Origin of the sequence: Sphingobium yanoikuyae (genome assembly GCF_034424525.1) — a bacterium.
In the GTDB taxonomy this organism is placed as follows: domain Bacteria; phylum Pseudomonadota; class Alphaproteobacteria; order Sphingomonadales; family Sphingomonadaceae; genus Sphingobium; species Sphingobium yanoikuyae.
On the sequence record NZ_CP139979.1, the window covers coordinates 1,547,042 to 1,563,726 of the forward strand.

The window sequence follows — 16,685 nt, forward strand, 5'->3', positions numbered from 1 at the left end:
TCAGGCGGCCGGCGCGTGGACGGCACGCGCGGCGATGGTGGGGGCGAGGTAGCGCAGGGCCATGCGGAAGGAGAGGAGGGCGACGACCGAGCAGACGGTGACGACCACCGCCAGCGACTGGCCCAGCGCGGCTTCCGACCGGAACACATATTGGGTGAGCGCGGCGACGATCGCCGGGCCGGCGCCCAGGCCCAATATGGTGAAGACGAACAGGAAGAAGGCCAGCATCCGCGCGCGGATCGTCGCCGGCGCGATCAGCCCCATGATCGAGGAGACATAGACCATGAAGGGCACGGTGATGAACTGCGCGACGCAGTAGCAGACCAGGAAGACATAGACGTTGGTGGCGAAGAACATATAGGCGATCACCGGCAGGAAGCCGAGGATCAGCCAGCTGTAGAAGCGCAGATGCGCATCCGTCATGCCGCGCGTGAACAGGCGGTCGACGATCCAGCCGTTGATTACCAGCGACACGGCCGAAACGATGTTCATCAGGCTCAACGCCACGCCATATTGCACCGGCTTCCAGCCGAAATGCCGTTCGATATAGGCCGGCACCCAGTTGGTCATCGAATAGCCGCACATGGCGAGGCAGGAGGTGCCGACCAGCATCAGCGCCAGCAGCCGCCAGTTCTGGCGCACGAAGACAGCGATCGCGCCCTTTTCCGCAACCGGGCGCGCGGCCCTGGTCGCGCCGCGGCGGCCCGGTTCGGGGAAGGTGAAGACCAGCAGGGCAATGAGCAGGCCGGGCACGCCGACCATCATCATCACCAGCTGCCAGGGCTGGGCCGGGCCATGGAAGGGAATATGGATGCCGCTATGCGCGGCGGCGAAGGCGATCGCGACGCCGCCCAGTGCGAAGGCGGTGGCAGAGCCGACCTTGCCCGCCATCTGGAAGGTGGAGGTGGCGCGGGTCAGCAGGCGCGGCGGGAAGGCGTCGGCAATCAGCGAATAGGCGGCGGGCAGCAGCGCCGCCTCCCCCACGCCGACGAAGATGCGGCCGACCAGCAGCGCCTCATAGCTTTGCGCGAAGCCGCAGGCGGTGGTGGCGACGGCCCAGAGCGCGACGCCGCCGAAGATGATCCAGCGGCGCGAATAACGGTCCGCCGCCCAGCCGAGCGGCAGGCCGAAAATGGCGTAGAAGATGGCGAAGGAAGTCGAGGTGATCATGCTGACCTGGACATCGCTGAGCAGCAGATGCGCCTTGATCGGCGTGACCAGCATCGACACGATCAGCCGGTCGACCCAGGACAGGACATAGAGGCCGAACAGCACGGCCACCATCCACCAGGCGGTGCCCAGATGCTGGGTGTCGCCGCCGTCCGGGGCTCTCTCCTGGCTGGTCATCAGCATGATCCTTCCCTTCGCCCTCTTGCGTCTCTCAGCGTTGCGGCAATGCGTTGAGTTCGGCGATCTTGAGCTTGCCGAGCTGGGCCATGTGGACTTCGTCCGGCCCGTCGGCGAGGCGCAGGTAGCGCGCATTCATGAAGGCGGCGGCAGGCGGAAAGTCGCTGGCCATGCCGATGCCGCCGAACACCTGCATCGCCCGGTCGGCGACCGTCTGGGTCATGCGCGGGGCGACGATCTTGATCGCGGCGATCAGATCCTTGGCGACCTTGTTGCCGTGACGGTCCATCGCGTCGGCGGCCTTGAGCGTCAGCAGACGGGCCTGTTCGATCTCGCAGAAGGACAAGGCGATATCCTGGCGGATGCTGCCCTGATCGGCGAGCTTGCGGCCGAAGGCGACGCGGCTGTCGACGCGGCGGGCCATATATTCGAGTGCGCGCTGGGCCTGGCCGATCAGGCGCATGCAATGATGGATGCGGCCTGGCCCCAGGCGGCCCTGGGCGATCTCGAACCCGCGTCCTTCGCCCAGGATCAGATTTTCCCTGGGCACGCGCACATCCTTGAAGACCATTTCGGCATGGCCGCCGGGCGAGTGGACGGCGTTCATCACGTCGAGCGGGCGGACGATCTCTATTCCCGGCGTGTCGGCCGGGATCAGGATCTGCGAATGCTGCTGGTGGCGCGGCCGGTCCGCATTGGGGGTGCGACCGAGCAGGATATAGACTTTGGTCAGCGGATCGAGCGCGCCCGAAATCCACCATTTGCGGCCGTTGATGACATAGTCGTCGCCATCGGCGACGATCGTCGTCTCGACATTGGTGGCGTCGGACGAGGCGACGCCCGGCTCGGTCATGACATAGCAGGAGCGGATATCGCCAGCGAGCAGGGGCTTGAGCCATTTTTCCTGCTGTTCGGGCGTGCCGTAGCGGGCGAGCACTTCCATATTGCCGGTATCGGGGGCGGAGCAGTTATAATATTCGGATGATCCGATCACCCGGCCCATCAGTTCGGCCAGCGGCGCATATTCGAGGTTGGTGAGGCCGGGGCTCCATGCCCCATATTCATGGGGCAGGAACAGGTTCCACAGGCCCGCTTCCTTCGCCTTCGCCTTGATCGTCTCGGTGCCCGGCCAGCGCTGCCACAGATGGGCGGGATCATGGTGGAAATGATCCCGTTCCTTCTCGATCGGATAGACATGGGCGTCCATGAAATCGGTGAGCTGCGCCCGCAGCGCCTGCACCTTGTCGGAATATTCGAAATCCATGCGATCGGTCCTTTTGGGAAATGGGGCGAAGGCGGGCAGGGGGATCAGGTCAGCGTGAGGCCGCCGTCCACGATCAGCGTCTGCCCGCAGATGTAGGTGGAGAGGGGGGAGGCGAGGAACAGGGCGACGCCGGCCATCTCGTCCACCGACCCGAAGCGGCCGAGCGGGATGCGCGACAGCGCGCGGTCTCGCCGCTCGTCATTGTCCATCGTCACCTTGGTCATCTTGGTATCGACCAGGCTGGGGGCGATGCCGTTGACGCGGATGCCCTCGCCAGCCCAGGCGATGGCGAGCGCGCGGACCAGATTGACGGCGCCGGCCTTGGACGCGGCATAGGCGGGGTTGCCGAAGGTCGCCTTGAACCCGCCGATCGAGCTGACAACGATGACGGCGCCCTTCGTGGCGGCGAGCGCATCCTTGAAGCGGTTGGAGATGTGGAGGATGGAGTCGAGATTGACCGCCATCACCTTGTTCCAGCCGTCGACCTCGAACTCCTGGCGGCGATAGAGGACGGCGCCCTGCGAATGGATGAGGATGTCCAGCGTATCGAAGGGGGCCGGCGCGGCGGCGATCGCGGCGGGATCGCTGACATCGACCTGGGTATAGCCGATATTGTCGAGGTCCGAGCCTTCCTCGCCGGCATAGTCGGCGGCGCTGGCGCGTGTGCCCCAGACATGGACGCGGGCGCCGCGCTTCAGGAAGGCCTGGGCCATGCCATTGCCGATGCCGCTCGATCCGCCGACCACCAGCACCGTCTTTCCGGTGAAGTCCAGTTCATTGCCCAAGGGAGAACATCCTTCTTGCATGTCAGCGGATCAGCGCCTGGGCGCGGTCGAAAAGGTGGATGGCGCGGCTGTGGAGCCGGTCGCCGGTGTCGCGTGGGGCCTTGCCGGCACAGGCGCGGGCATGGGTGCCCTCCAGCAGGATGCCGAGCTTGTAGCAGGCGAGGACATGATACCAGTCCACCGCCGACAGATCGCGCGCGGAGCCGGCGCCATAGCGCGCGACCAGTTCGGCGGGCGCCGGGAAACCCTCCCACGGCGTGACCGACACGGTGCTGGCGCCGCTGCCGTCGGGCCAGGTGGCGAGCACCCAGCCCAGGTCCAGCAGCGGATCACCGATCGTTGCCAGTTCCCAGTCGATGATCGCGGCAAGATCGCCGCTGTCGGGGCGGTACATGACATTGGCGAGATGATAGTCGCCATGCATGATGCCGGGGGTAAAATCGGCCGGGCGGTGCCGTTCCAGCCAGGCGGCGATGGCGTCGACCGAGGGCAGCGCCTGCGGCCCGGTCCAGTCGGCAAATTCGCCATAGCCGGCCAGTTGGCTGCGCCAGCGATCGACCTGGCGGCCGAGGAAATTGTCGGGCCGGCCGAAATCGGCCAGGCCCAGCGCCTGATGATCGAGCGCGCCCAATGCGGCGATGCCGTCGACCAGCGCCAGGCCCATGGCATGGCGCATCGCCGGCGACCCGGCATGGGGCATGGGCAGCTGGCCGACCGGATTGAAGCCATCGACCGGCTCCATCAGGTAGAAGGCGACGCCCAGCACGCTTTCGTCGCCGCAATCGGCGATCAGCGCGGGATGGGGGACATTGGTGCCGGCGATGGCGCGCAGCAGCCGGGCCTCGCGCCGCATCGTTTCATTGCTGTTGGGGCGGGGATGCGCCGGCGGGCGACGGAAGATATAATCGCGGCCGTCGCGGGTCAGGCGCAGCAGGATATTCTGCGTCCCCCCGGCAAGCGGCGTCACGTTGTCGATCGGACCGGCGCCAAGCCCCTGATCCGTCATCCACGTCGCCAGCGACTCGATGTCGACCGCTGATTCCACTTAGGCATCCCTCGCTTTTTTCGACTGTTAGCCGTCGATTAGGTCAATTGGATAATGCACTTGACGAACCAGCATTGCAATGAGAAATTGCACTCATGGTTAGACTTCAACTCGCCAAGGCCGATGATGCCACCCGCGGTTCTGCTGCCGAGCAGATCAAGCAGGTGGCGTTGCGCCTGTTCGCCGAAAAGGGCGTCGATGGCGTGACCGTGCGCGAGATTGCGGCGGCGGCGGGGCAGAAGAATCACGGTGCCGTCAGCTATTATTTCGGGTCGAAGGAGGCGCTGGTCCGGGCGCTGGTAATGGACGGCGCGATGGCGCTCGAACGGGAGCGCAATGCGGCGCTCGACGGGCTGGAGGCGCAGGGCGGGCCGCGCTCGATCCGCGAAGTGGTGGAGATATTGGTGCGGCCGGTGCTGGCGCTGCCCGATAGCCATTATGTCCAGTTCATCGTCATCTTTGCCATGACCCATCGCGACATGATGCTGGATGCGATCGATCCGGCCTGGAACAATGCCTATGGCCGGTGCCTCGATCATCTGCGGGGCATGATGGCGGACCTGCCGGTGGCGTTGCAGAACCAGCGCTTCGTGTTCATGGGCGCTTACCTCAGCGCCGTGTTGTCGGCACGGCAGCGCGCGCTGGCAGACGAGAGCCGGGCGCATCCGATGTGGGGCAGCGAGGCGAGTGTCGAGCATTTCCTGCAGACGCTGGTGGCGTTGCTGGAAGCGCCGGCGGACCTGCCGGTGGCGATGCTCAGGCAATTGGGACAACGCGGCGGCGCTATTCCGGATCGACCCGGCCCTGTCGGTTGAACCGGGGCGCAATCACAATCAGAACATAGAAGACGAAACAAGCGGAGCGGGATGATGGCAGTTACGGAAAGGATCGGCGAAGTGGAGCATGCGCGCACGGCAGAGCTGCTGGCGATGCCGCTGGCCGAACTGATGGCGCAGGCGGCGGCGCTGCGCGACGAAGGCCATGGCTGGGTGCAGAGCTGGTCGCGCAAGATCTTCATCCCGCTGACCCAGCTATGTCGCAATCTCTGCCATTATTGCACCTTCTCCCAGCCGCCCCGGCCGGGCGAGAATGCCTATATGACGCGCGAGGAAGTGCTGGCGGTGGCACGCGCCGGCAAGGCGGCGGGCTGCACCGAAGCGCTGTTCACGCTGGGCGACAAGCCGGAACTGCGCTTCGCCGCCGCGCGCGAGGAACTGGCGCGGCTGGGCCATGACAGCACCCTGTCCTATCTGGCCGAGATGGCGGCGCTGGTGCGCGACGAGACCGGGCTGCTGCCGCACATCAATGCCGGGGTCATGACCCGCGAGGAAATGGCCAGGCTGCGCCGGGTGTCGGTGTCGCAGGGGCTGATGCTGGAGTCGGTGTCCGACCGGCTGTGCCGCAAGGGCGGCGCCCATTATCGCTCGCCTGACAAGGAACCGGCGGCACGGCTGGAGACGATAAGGCTGGCGGGGGAACTCGCCATCCCCTTCACCACGGGCATCCTGATCGGCATCGGCGAGACGCGCGAGGAACGGATCGAGGCGCTGGAGGCGATCCGCGACCTGCAGGACGGTTATGGCCATATCCAGGAAGTGATCGTCCAGAATTTCCGGGCCAAGGAACGTACGGTGATGGCCAATGCGCCCGAGCCGGACATGGACGATCTGCTGTGGACGATCGCGGTGGCGCGGCTGATCCTGGGGCCGGAGATGAATATCCAGGCGCCGCCCAACCTGTCGGCAGCGGACTTCCCCCGGCTGATGGCCGCGGGGATCAACGACTGGGGCGGGGTGTCGCCGGTGACGCCCGACCATGTGAACCCGGAAGCCCCCTGGCCGGCGGTCGAGCGGCTGCGCGCCGCGACCGAGGGCGAAGGGCGGATGCTGGTGGCGCGGCTGCCCGTCTATCCCGCCTATGCGCAGGATAATGAGCGCTGGCAGGATCAGGCGATGGTTCGCCATGTGCTGGCCCATGCCGATGCGATGGGCTTTGCGCGGGAGGATGACTGGTCGCCGGGCATTGCGCTGGAGCCGCGGGTGACGCGCCCGTCGGCGCTGCCGGTCGATCCCGCGATCGCGGCGATCGTCGACCGGGCGATGGCCGGCGCCCTGCTGGAAGAGGCGGAGATCGAGGCGCTATTCACCGCACGCGAGACCGACCTGGAGCATGTCTGCGCCAGTGCGGATGCGCTGCGGATGCAGGAGATGGGCGATACGATCAGCTATGTCGTCAACCGCAACATCAACTACACCAATATCTGCGCCTATAAGTGCAGCTTCTGCGCCTTTTCCAAGGGCGACAAGGCGGAGGCGCTGCGCGGCAAGCCCTATGACCTGGACCTAGAGGAAGTGGTGCGCCGCACCCGCGAGGCGTGGGAGCGGGGCGGCACCGAAGTCTGCCTGCAGGGTGGCATCCATCCCCATTATACCGGCGACACCTATCTGAACCTGGCCCGCGCGGTGAAGGCGGCGGTGCCTGAAATGCACATCCACGCCTTTTCCCCGCTGGAAGTGTGGCAGGGGGCGGCGACGCTGGGCCTGCCGGTCGAGGATTTCCTGCGCCGGCTGAAGGCGGTGGGCCTCGACACGCTGCCCGGCACGGCGGCCGAGATACTGGATGACGAGGTGCGGGCGATCATCTGCCCGGACAAGCTGGACACGGCGCAATGGCTGGAGGTGATCGAGACCGCGCATCGGGTCGGCTTCGCCACCACCGCGACGATCATGTTCGGCCATGTCGACACGCCGCGCCACTGGGCCAGGCACCTGATCCACATCCGCGACCTGCAGCGGCGGACCGGCGGCTTCACCGAATTCGTGCCCTTGCCCTTCGTCCATATGGAGGCGCCGATGGGCGTGCGCGGCCAGTCGCGCCATGGCCCGACCTTCCGCGAGGTGCGGCTGATGCACGCGGTCGCGCGGCTGGCGCTGCACCCGCATATCCGGTCGATCCAGACCAGCTGGGTCAAGCTGGGGCCGGAAGGGGGGAAGGCCTGCCTGGAAGGCGGCGCCAATGACCTGGGCGGCACGCTGATGAACGAGAGCATCTCGCGTGCGGCCGGTACCCAGCACGGCCAGGAAATGCCGCCCGCGGCGATGGAGGCGCTGATCCGGTCGATCGATCGCACGCCCCGGCAGCGCAGCACCGCCTATGGCGGGGTGAGCGCGGATATCCATGCACGCGGAATGACCGCGGCGGAACTGACACCCATGGTCCTGACGCCTCCGCGCAAGCGGCGGCGCGAGGCCGATACGAACCAGGAGAGGTTTGAATATGCAGAATGAGGCTTTGGCGACGATCGCCGTGCTTGGCGGGACCGGCAAGGAAGGCGGCGGTCTGGCGCTGCGCTGGGCGCACAAGGGGCACAAGGTCATCATCGGCAGCCGCACGGCCGAGCGGGCGCAGGAAGCGGCCGATGCGATGAACGCGACGCTGGGCGGCGGTTCGGTCGTCGGCGCGGCCAATCCCGATGCCGCAGCGCAGGCCGACATCATCGTGCTGGCCGTGCCCTATGCTGCGCAGCAATCGACGGTGAAGGATGTCGCCGACGCGCTGGCGGGCAAGATATTGATCGACGTGACCGTGCCGCTGGTGCCGCCCAAGGTCAGCCGGGTGCAGTTGCCCGACGGCGGATCGGCGGTCGAGGCGGTGCAGAAGATGCTGGGCGAGGGCGTCCGCGTCGTGTCCGCCTTCCAGAATATCAGCGCGCATCACCTGACCAAGCTGGACGAGGAGATCGAGTGCGACGTGCTGGTCTGCGCCGACGACAGCGAGGCGGCGGACCAGGTGGTCGCACTGGCGCAGGAAATCGGCCTGCGCGCCTGGAATGCCGGGCCCTTGTGCAATTCGGTTGTTGCAGAAGGGCTTACGTCGGTCTTGATTGCGCTCAACAGGCGGTACAAGGTGCCCGGATCGGGTATTCGCATCACCGGAGTGTAAGCTGCATCCATGATAGTCGTACCGGCCGCCGTCACATTATCGGCCCTGAACGGGGTTCCCATGGTTGCGCCGGGCGACGATCTGTCGGCCATGCTGCTGTCGGCCTGCCATGCCAATGGCCTGTCGCTGCAGGATGGCGACATCGTCGTGCTGGCGCAGAAGATCATATCCAAGGCGGAGGGACGCGCGGTGCCGCTGGCCAGCGTATCGCCCTCGGCCGAGGCGATCGATCTGGCAGCGCAATGCCACAAGGATCCCCGGTTGGTCGAACTGATCCTGTCGGAGAGCGAGAAGTTGATGCGGGTCCGGCCGGGTGTGCTGATCGTGCGCCATCGGCTGGGTCTGGTGCTGGCCAATGCCGGGATCGACCAGTCCAACATCGCGCAGGATGGGGATGGCGTCGCGCTGCTGCTGCCGCTCGATCCCGATGGCAGCGCTGCGGCCCTGCGGCGGGCGGTGCATGATGCCTTGGGCATCGACATTGCGGTGGTCATCATCGACAGTCTGGGCCGGGCCTGGCGCAAGGGCACCTGTGGCGTGGCGATCGGCGTCGCCGGCATGAGCGGCCTGCTCGACCTGCGTGGTGAGCCGGACCTGCATGGCCGGCCGTTGCAGACCAGCGAACTGGGCCTGGCCGACGAGGTGGCGGCCGCCGCCTCGCTGATCATGGGGCAGGCCGGGGAAGGCCGGCCGATCGTCGTGGCGCGCGGCATTGCGCGGGGCCGCAATGAGGGCAGTGCGGCCGAACTGATCCGGGAGCCGGCGATGGACCTGTTTCCATGAGCGTGTTGGCCCTTGCCGGGGGCGTCGGCGGCGCCAAGCTGGCCAATGGCCTGGCCGGCGTCGTGCCGCCGGGCGCACTGACCATTGCCGTCAACACCGGCGACGATTTCGTCCATATGGGCCTGCATATCTCGCCCGACATCGACAGCGTCACCTATGCGCTCGCCGGCATGAATGATAGCGTGCGGGGCTGGGGCGTGGCCGATGAAAGCTGGGCCTTCATGGACGCGACACGGCGGCTGGGCGGCGAAAGCTGGTTCAACCTGGGCGATCGCGACCTGGCGACCCATGTGCTGCGCACGGCGTTGCTGCGCGAGGGCACGCTGTCTTCGGCCACGGCGGACATCGCCGCGCGGCTGGGCATCGGGCCGGCGATCGTGCCGATGAGCGACGATCCGGTCCGGTCGATGATCGACACCGACCAGGGCGAAATGGCCTTCCAGGATTATTTCGTGCGCCATCAATGCGGGCCGCGCTTTAAATCGATCCGGTTCGACGGGGCCGCAGCAGCGCGGCCGAGCGCCGGTCTGATGGCGGCACTGGATGATCCTGCGCTGGAGGCGATCATCCTTTGCCCGTCCAATCCGATCCTGTCGATCGACCCGATCCTGGCGGTGCCGGGTGTGCGGGACAGGCTGGTGGCGCGGCGCGTGCCGTGCGTGGCGCTGTCGCCCTTCATCGCGGGACAGGCGGTCAAGGGGCCGGCAGCCAAGATCATGACTGAACTGGGTTTGCCGACGACGCCGGCGACGATCGCCCGCCATTATGACGGGCTGATCGACGGGCTGATGGTGGACAGTGCCGATGCGGCGGGCTTGGCCGATGATGGTCTGGCGGTGCGCAGTGCCGACATATTGATGCGCAATGTCGATCAGCAGCGGGCGCTGGCCGCTCAAATGATCGATTTTGCGGCGGCGTTGCGGCGCGCGGTGCCATGACCCTGTCGATCCTGATCCCGGCCAAGAGCTTCGCGCAGGGCAAGAGCCGGCTAGCCGAGGTTCTGGGGCCACGGGATCGGGCGGCGCTGTGCCGGCAATTATTGGGGCATGTGCTGACAGTGGCGCGCGATGCGATCCCGGATGCGGCCGTGCATGTCGTCAGCGCCTGCCCGGAGGTGCGCGGTTTCGCGACCGAGCGGGGCGCGACAGTCCTGGCCGAACGGGAACCCGGCCATGTGCCGGCGCTGATGGTGGCGATGCAGGCGTTGCCGGTCGATCGCCCGGTGCTGATCCTGAGCGCGGACCTGCCGATGCTGGCGGCCGCGGACCTGCGCGCGATGGTGCAGGAACCCGCCGATGTGGTGATCGCCACCGATCGTGAGGGGCAGGGGACGAACGCGCTGCTGCTGAAGTGGCCCGGCCTCATTCCGCTGCGCTTCGGGCCGAAGAGTTGTGCTGCCCATGTCGGCGAAGCGGAACGAGCCGGACATCGCGTATCGGTCATCCGGCGACCCGGTCTCGCCGACGATGTCGACCTGCCCGAGCACCTTCAAATATTTTCCGTTGGTGCATAATTGCCTTGGTCCTGTCGAAAGGGCGGGGTAAGGCAATAAAATTGCATCTAGGTATATAATTGGAGGAGTCGGATGGCGGAGGCATATATTGCGGCCGTGGCGCGCAGCGCCGGTGGCAAGCGGGGCGGCAAGCTGGCGGGGGTGCATCCTGCGGATCTGGCCGGGCGCGTGCTGGCCGGACTGGTGGGCCGCAGCGGGATCGATCCGGCCGCGATCGAGGATGTCATCATGGGCTGCGCCTGTCCCGGCGGCGAGCAGGGCGCGAACATCGCCCGCAACGCCGTGCTGGCCAGCGGCCTGCCCGAATCCGTGCCCGGCACCCATGTCGACCGCCAGTGCGGATCGTCGCAACAGGCGCTGCATTTCGCCGCCGCGACGGTGATGGCGGGCGTGCAGGACGTGGTGATCGCCGCCGGTGTCGAGAGCATGACGCGCGTGCCGATGGGCCTGCCCTGGACGCTGGCGGCCAAACATGGGTTCGGCACCTATCGCAGTCCGGGGATCGAGGCGCGCTATCCCGACACGCCGTTCAGCCAGTTTGGCGGAGCCGAGATGATGGCCCGCAAATATGGCTTCGACCGTGCGGCGCTCGACGCCTATGCGCTGGAAAGCCATCATCGCGCGGCGGCGGCGACGCAGGCCGGCAAGTTCGATGCGGAGATAGTACCGCTGGAGGTCGAGACCGCCGAGGGCGAAAAGCTGGTCCACAAGGTGGATGAGGGCATCCGCTTCGACGCCAGCCTGGAGAAGATTGCCAGCGTCAAGCTGTTGACCGAGGGCGGGGTGATATCCGCCGCCAATGCCAGCCAGATCTGCGATGGCGCCGCGGCGCTGCTGATCGTCAATGAGCGGGGCCTCAAGACCCATGGCCTGACGCCGCTGGCACGGGTGCATGAAATGACCGTGCTGGGGCATGATCCGGTCATCATGCTGGAGGCGCCGATCCCGGCGACCGAGCGGGCGCTGGCGCGGGCAGGCATGACGCTGGGCGATATCGATCTTTATGAAGTGAACGAGGCGTTCGCGCCGGTGCCGCTGGCCTGGGCCAAGGCGCTGGGCGCCGATCCGGCGCGGCTCAACGTGCATGGCGGGGCGATTTCGCTGGGCCATCCGCTGGGCGGATCGGGGGCCAAGCTGATGGCGACGCTGGTCAGCGCGCTGCATGATCGTGGCGCGCGCTATGGCCTTCAGACCATGTGCGAGGCCGGCGGAATGGCCAATGTGACGATCGTGGAACGGCTCTGAGGGGAATGGATCGGCCCTTCCCCGGTGGCGGGGAAGGGCCGATCCTTCAATTGGCTTCGTCGAGCAGGCGGCGGGCGATGACCTGGGCCTGGATTTCGCCGGCACCCTCGAAAATGTTGAGGATGCGCGCGTCGGCCAGCAGGCGGCTGACCTGATATTCGGTGGCGAAGCCGTTGCCGCCATGGATCTGCAGCGCATTGTCGGCCGCCGCCCAGGCGACCCGCGCGCCGATCAGCTTGGCCATGCCGGCTTCCAGATCGCAGCGTTTGTCCTCATCCTTGCGCCGGGCGGCGAAATAGGTGAGCTGGCGCGCGCCCATGATCTCCGCCGCCATCATCGCCAGCTTGTTGGCGACGCGGGGGAAGTCGAAGATCGGCCGGCCGAACTGCTTGCGGTCGAGTGCGTAGGAAAGGCCGATGTCGAGCGCCGCCTGGGCGACGCCGATGGCACGGGCGGCGGTCTGGATACGGGCGCTTTCGAAGGTGGCCATCAACTGCTTGAAGCCCTGACCCTCGACCCCGCCGAGCAGATTGGCGGCGGGCACGCGGAAATCGTCGAAGCCGATCTCATATTCCTTCATGCCGCGATAGCCGATCGCCTCGATCTCGCCGCCGCTCATGCCGGGCGTGGGGAAGGGGACGTCGACGGTGCCGCGCTGCTTGGGCGCGATCAGCATCGACAGGCCGCTATAGTTGCGGGTGTCGGGATCGGTGCGGACCAGCAGGGTCATCACGTCGGCGCGGGCCGCATGGGTGATCCAGGTCTTGTTGCCGCTGACCCGATATTCGCCGTCGGCAAGCGTCGCGCGGGTGCGCAGTGCGCCAAGGTCGGAACCGGTGTCAGGCTCGGTAAAGACGGCGGTGGGCAGGATCGCGGCATTGGCGATCTGCGGCAACCAATGGGCCTTCTGCTCGGCGGTGCCGCCGGTCAGGATCAGTTCTGCCGCGATTTCCGACCGGGTGGCGAGGCTGCCGACGCCGATCCAGCCGCGCGACAATTCTTCCGACACGACGCACATCGCGGTCTTGCCCATGCCAAGCCCGCCAAACTCTTCTGGAATCGTCATGCCGAACACGCCCATCTCGCCCAGTTCCTGGACCAGCTGCAGCGGGATCAGTTCGTCCTTGAGATGCCATTCATGGGCGAAGGGCGCGACCTTCTCGTTCGACAAAGCAAAGAACTGGTCGCGCACCATGTCGAACATTTCGTCGAGGCCGCAATTTTCCAGGGTCGCCCGGCCGCGCGCATCGACCAGATGGCCGGCAATAGCGCTCTTCACTGCCTGGCCGCCGCCGCTGCGAATGAGGGTGCGCAGGGCCGGTGCGTCGAGCGTGGAAAGATCGTCGGTGAGGTCGGTGGGGCGGATCACCTCGCCCTGGTTCATCGGGATGCCGCCCAGCATCTGCGCGCCATATTCGGCGAAGAGCAACTGGGCGAGCAGCGCTTCGATCTCGCCAAAGCTGCCCTGGGCGTCGAGACTGGCGGCCCAGCTGGCGACTTCGCGCAGCATTTCGGCATAGGCGGCGAACCAGCCAAAGCCGTGGACGACATGCTGCTCGACATCGGCGAGGACCCGATCGACCTTACCGCTTTCGCTGCAGATTCGGGCCTTCACATGCGGGCGGGCGGCGGCGACGAAGGCGTGCGCGGCATCGGCTGCGCCCGACAGCAAGGCCGGCAGATCGGGCAGGACCAGGATATTCTTGTCCATCTCCATGGTCGCGCTCATCCTTCCCCCGCCTGCTTCTTGTTCGCCGATGCCATGGCCTTGGCATCCAGTCCGCCGACCAGATTGCCGGTCATCAGCTGATTATGGGCATGGGCGAGATGGTGCATGTGGAACACGCTATCCATCACCTGCCGCTTGCCGCGCGCATCCTCGACGAAGTTGAACGCCTGCTTGGTCAGGGCCAGGCCGAACCGTTCATGCTGGGCGATCTCGGCGGCGATCTTGGCCACTTCCTCGCGCAGCGTCTCGCGCGGGAAAATCTCGTTCACCATGCCGAAATTACAGGCGCGCTGGGCCGGCATGCGGCGGCCGAGCAGCAGCAGTTCGCGTGCGACGCGGGTCGGCAGTTCGAAGGCATGGGCGAAATATTCGACCCCCGGCTGGGCCATGCGCTGCACCGGATCCTGGAAGAAGGCGTCTTCCGATGCGATGATGAGGTCGCAGACCCAGGCCAGCATCAGCCCGCCGGCGATGCACGCGCCCTGCACCATGGCGATCATCGGCTTGGGGATGTCGGCCCAGCGCCGGCACAGGCCCAGATAGCCGTCCTGTTCCAGCACATATTGGCGCTCCGCGCCGCCCTTGTTCAGATGGTCCCACCACATGCTGGTGCGCGTGCGCGGCATGTGGCTGTCCTTGTCCGGGGTGCCGATGTCATGGCCGGCCGAGAAATGCTTGCCCTCGCCACCGAGCACGATCACCTTGACCCCGTCATCCTCGACCGCGCGCTTGAAGGCGTCGTCGAGCTGGCCGAGCAGCCGGTAATTCTGGGCATTGCCATATTGGGGGCGGTTCAGCATCACCCAGGCGACGCCGTCCACCACATTATAGGTTACGAATTCGGGCTGCGCTTCTTCGGACATCGTCCCTCTCCCTCAGCGCGGCGGCATGCGCAGGCCACCGTCGAGCCGCACATATTCGCCGTTCCAATAGTCGTTCTCGATCATCGCCAGCGCCATCGCGGCAAACTCCTCGGGCTTGCCGAAACGCTTGGGGAAGGGAACGGTGGCCGACAGCGCATCGCGCACCTTGTCGCTGGCCCGCGCCATCAGCGGCGTGTCGAAGATACCGGGCAGGATCGCGTTTACGCGGATGCCTTCGCCCATCAGGTCGCGCGCCATCGGCAGGGTCAGACTGACGATGCCGCCCTTCGACGCGGAATAGGCCGCCTGGCCGATCTGGCCGTCGACCGCCGCCGCGCTGGAGGTGTTGATGATGACGCCGCGCGCCTTGTCCTCCAGCGGATCGAGGCTCAGCATGCCGGCGGCCGACTTCGCGCAGCAGCGGAAGGTGCCGATCAGGTTGATCTGGATGATCCGTTCGAACTGGTCGGTCGGGAAAGCCTTGATCTCGCCGGTCTCGCGGTCGCGGCTGGCGGTCTTGATGACATTGCCGGTGCCGGCGCAATTGACCAGGATACGTTCCTGGCCATGGGCGGCGCGTGCCTTGGCAAAGCCGGCATCGACTGAGGCCTCGTCGGTGACGTCGACCTTGCAGAAGGTGCCGCCGATGTCCGCCGCGACTTTCGTCCCGGTTTCCTCGTTGAAGTCGAACAGCGCGACCTTGGCGCCCTGCGCCGCGATGGCGCGGGCCGTCGCTTCGCCGAGGCCCGATGCCCCGCCGGTGACGATGGCGGCTACCCCCTGGTCGATCTTCATGCCTGTGTCCTCTCCTTCACGGGGCGTTGGGCGATCGCGCCGTCGCTCGTCAGCGCGTCGAGTGCGCCGTCGTCGAGGCCGAGCCATTCCCCCAATATTTCGCGGCTATGTTCGCCCACGCGCGGTGGGCAGTGACGATAATCGGCCGGCGTCGTCGACAGCTTGCCGGGATAGGCGACGGTCGGGATCTCGACCCCATCCTCTTCCCGGCGATAGCGATGGACGGTCTGGCGGGCGTCGATGAACGGATCCTCGAACACATCCTGGATGCTGTTGACCGGGCCGGCGGGGACGCCCGCAGCGACGAAGCGCGCCATCAGGTCGTCGCGGGCGAAGGGGCGGACGATCTCCTGCACCTTCGCCTCGATCGCGTCGCGGTTGATGAGGCGCTGGGCGCTGGTGGCGTAGAGCGGATCGGTGCCCAGCTCGCCATGGCCCATTTCCGTGCAGAAGGCGCGGAACTGGCGATCATTGCCGATCGCGATGATCATCATGCCGTCGGCGACCTCGAACGTCTTGTAGGGGACGACGGTGGGATGGCGATTGCCCAGGCGTCCGGGCACGATGCCGCCGACCAGCCAGTTCATCCCCTGATTGGCGAGCATCGCGATCTGGGTATCGAGCAGCGACACGTCGATCTGCTGCCCCTCGCCCGTGCGTTCGGCATGGCGCAGGGCGGCCAGGATGGAGACTGTCGCGAACATGCCGGTCGACAGGTCGGCCATGGCGACGCCGGCGCGCAGCGGGCCGCCATCCTCTTCGCCGGTGATGCTCATGAAGCCGCCCATGCCCTGGGCAACGAAATCATAGCCGCCCCGGTCGGCATAGGGGCCGGTCTGGCCGAAGCCGGTGATCGAGCAATAGACGAGGCGCGGGTTGATCGCCTTCAGGCTGGCATAGTCGAGGCCATATTTGCTGAGGCCCCCGACCTTGAAATTCTCGACCAATATGTCGGCTTCCGCCGCCAGCCGGCGGATCAGCTCGGCGCCCTGCGGCGTCGCCAGGTTGATCGCGGCGGAGCGCTTGTTGCGATTGCAGGACAGATAATAGGCGCTGGTGCCGATTTCCGGCTGGCCATCGGCGCCGGTCAGGAAGGGCGGGCCCCAGGCGCGGGTATCGTCGCCATGGCCGGGCAGTTCGATCTTGATGACGTCGGCACCGAAGTCGGCGAGTATCTGGGTCGACCATGGCCCCGCGAGCACGCGCGACAGGTCTAGAACCTTGATCCCTTCAAGGGCGCGGCCGCTCATCGACTGCCCGCCTTGTCCGTCATGACCGCTGTCATCGCCATCCGCTCCTGTCCCCGTCTATCTGCTGCATCGGTTGATGATTCTGATAGCGGGTGCAGGAATGGAGGGCAAGAATTATTGCACT

General features: G+C 66.5%; 15 protein-coding genes. 7 read left to right on the forward strand and 8 right to left on the reverse strand.

Annotated elements, in window-relative coordinates; genetic code table 11:
• Genes U0025_RS07175 through U0025_RS07190 form a run of 4 tightly spaced genes read right to left on the reverse strand, consistent with a single transcriptional unit; the run spans nucleotide 1 to nucleotide 4,441 of the window.
• On the reverse strand, nucleotides 1-1,353 hold the full coding sequence (locus tag U0025_RS07175) for an MFS transporter (RefSeq protein WP_174320758.1): 1,353 nt from the start codon (nucleotides 1,351-1,353) through the stop codon (nucleotides 1-3).
• Between the two features lie 28 nt (nucleotides 1,354-1,381).
• Nucleotides 1,382-2,611, reverse strand: coding sequence for an acyl-CoA dehydrogenase family protein (locus U0025_RS07180; RefSeq protein ID WP_004212312.1), 1,230 nt, complete (start codon nucleotides 2,609-2,611; stop codon nucleotides 1,382-1,384).
• Nucleotides 2,612-2,655: 44 nt separating this feature from the next.
• On the reverse strand, nucleotides 2,656-3,396 hold the full coding sequence (locus U0025_RS07185; protein WP_004212313.1) for an SDR family NAD(P)-dependent oxidoreductase: 741 nt from the start codon (nucleotides 3,394-3,396) through the stop codon (nucleotides 2,656-2,658).
• Between the two features lie 22 nt (nucleotides 3,397-3,418).
• Nucleotides 3,419-4,441 carry a phosphotransferase family protein gene (locus U0025_RS07190; protein WP_004212314.1) on the reverse strand — a complete coding sequence of 341 codons (1,023 nt, stop codon included), beginning with the start codon at nucleotides 4,439-4,441 and terminating at the stop codon, nucleotides 3,419-3,421.
• A gap of 95 nt (nucleotides 4,442-4,536) precedes the next feature.
• On the opposite strand from U0025_RS07190, the gene U0025_RS07195 reads away from it, so the two are divergent.
• The 7 genes from U0025_RS07195 (at nucleotide 4,537) to U0025_RS07225 (ending at nucleotide 11,924) form a co-directional block, all read left to right on the forward strand.
• Nucleotides 4,537-5,256, forward strand: a complete 720-nt coding sequence (locus U0025_RS07195) for a TetR/AcrR family transcriptional regulator (protein WP_004212315.1) — start codon at nucleotides 4,537-4,539, stop codon at nucleotides 5,254-5,256.
• 51 nt (nucleotides 5,257-5,307) lie between these two features.
• Entirely contained in the window at nucleotides 5,308-7,728 is a 2,421-nt protein-coding gene (gene cofH, locus U0025_RS07200) for a 5-amino-6-(D-ribitylamino)uracil--L-tyrosine 4-hydroxyphenyl transferase CofH (protein ID WP_037491432.1), read from the forward strand.
• Complete coding sequence (gene npdG / locus U0025_RS07205; protein ID WP_004212317.1) at nucleotides 7,718-8,383, forward strand: NADPH-dependent F420 reductase; 666 nt, start codon at nucleotides 7,718-7,720, stop codon at nucleotides 8,381-8,383. The genes cofH and npdG overlap by 11 nt, the downstream gene beginning before the upstream one ends.
• Nucleotides 8,384-8,443: 60 nt before the next feature.
• Nucleotides 8,444-9,166, forward strand: coding sequence for a coenzyme F420-0:L-glutamate ligase (gene cofE / locus U0025_RS07210; RefSeq protein ID WP_254792207.1), 723 nt, complete (start codon nucleotides 8,444-8,446; stop codon nucleotides 9,164-9,166).
• Nucleotides 9,163-10,104 (forward strand): 2-phospho-L-lactate transferase, encoded by a 942-nt coding sequence (cofD, locus tag U0025_RS07215; protein WP_004212319.1) that lies wholly within the window; start codon nucleotides 9,163-9,165, stop codon nucleotides 10,102-10,104. The genes cofE and cofD overlap by 4 nt, the downstream gene beginning before the upstream one ends.
• Nucleotides 10,101-10,679 (forward strand): 2-phospho-L-lactate guanylyltransferase, encoded by a 579-nt coding sequence (gene cofC, locus U0025_RS07220; RefSeq protein ID WP_004212320.1) that lies wholly within the window; start codon nucleotides 10,101-10,103, stop codon nucleotides 10,677-10,679. Before cofD ends, cofC begins: the two co-directional genes overlap by 4 nt.
• A gap of 72 nt (nucleotides 10,680-10,751) precedes the next feature.
• Nucleotides 10,752-11,924 carry an acetyl-CoA C-acetyltransferase gene (locus U0025_RS07225; RefSeq protein ID WP_004212321.1) on the forward strand — a complete coding sequence of 391 codons (1,173 nt, stop codon included), beginning with the start codon at nucleotides 10,752-10,754 and terminating at the stop codon, nucleotides 11,922-11,924.
• Between the two features lie 46 nt (nucleotides 11,925-11,970).
• On the opposite strand, the gene U0025_RS07230 is transcribed toward U0025_RS07225, so the two are convergent.
• Genes U0025_RS07230 through U0025_RS07245 form a run of 4 tightly spaced genes read right to left on the reverse strand, consistent with a single transcriptional unit; the run spans nucleotide 11,971 to nucleotide 16,561 of the window.
• Complete coding sequence (locus tag U0025_RS07230; RefSeq protein WP_004212322.1) at nucleotides 11,971-13,653, reverse strand: acyl-CoA dehydrogenase family protein; 1,683 nt, start codon at nucleotides 13,651-13,653, stop codon at nucleotides 11,971-11,973.
• Nucleotides 13,650-14,516, reverse strand: coding sequence for an enoyl-CoA hydratase (locus U0025_RS07235; RefSeq protein WP_004212323.1), 867 nt, complete (start codon nucleotides 14,514-14,516; stop codon nucleotides 13,650-13,652). Before U0025_RS07235 ends, U0025_RS07230 begins: the two co-directional genes overlap by 4 nt.
• Nucleotides 14,517-14,528: 12 nt before the next feature.
• Nucleotides 14,529-15,311, reverse strand: coding sequence for an SDR family NAD(P)-dependent oxidoreductase (locus U0025_RS07240; protein ID WP_004212325.1), 783 nt, complete (start codon nucleotides 15,309-15,311; stop codon nucleotides 14,529-14,531).
• Complete coding sequence (locus U0025_RS07245) at nucleotides 15,308-16,561, reverse strand: CaiB/BaiF CoA transferase family protein (protein WP_004212327.1); 1,254 nt, start codon at nucleotides 16,559-16,561, stop codon at nucleotides 15,308-15,310. Before U0025_RS07245 ends, U0025_RS07240 begins: the two co-directional genes overlap by 4 nt.
• Nucleotides 16,562-16,685: the final 124 nt, after the last annotated feature.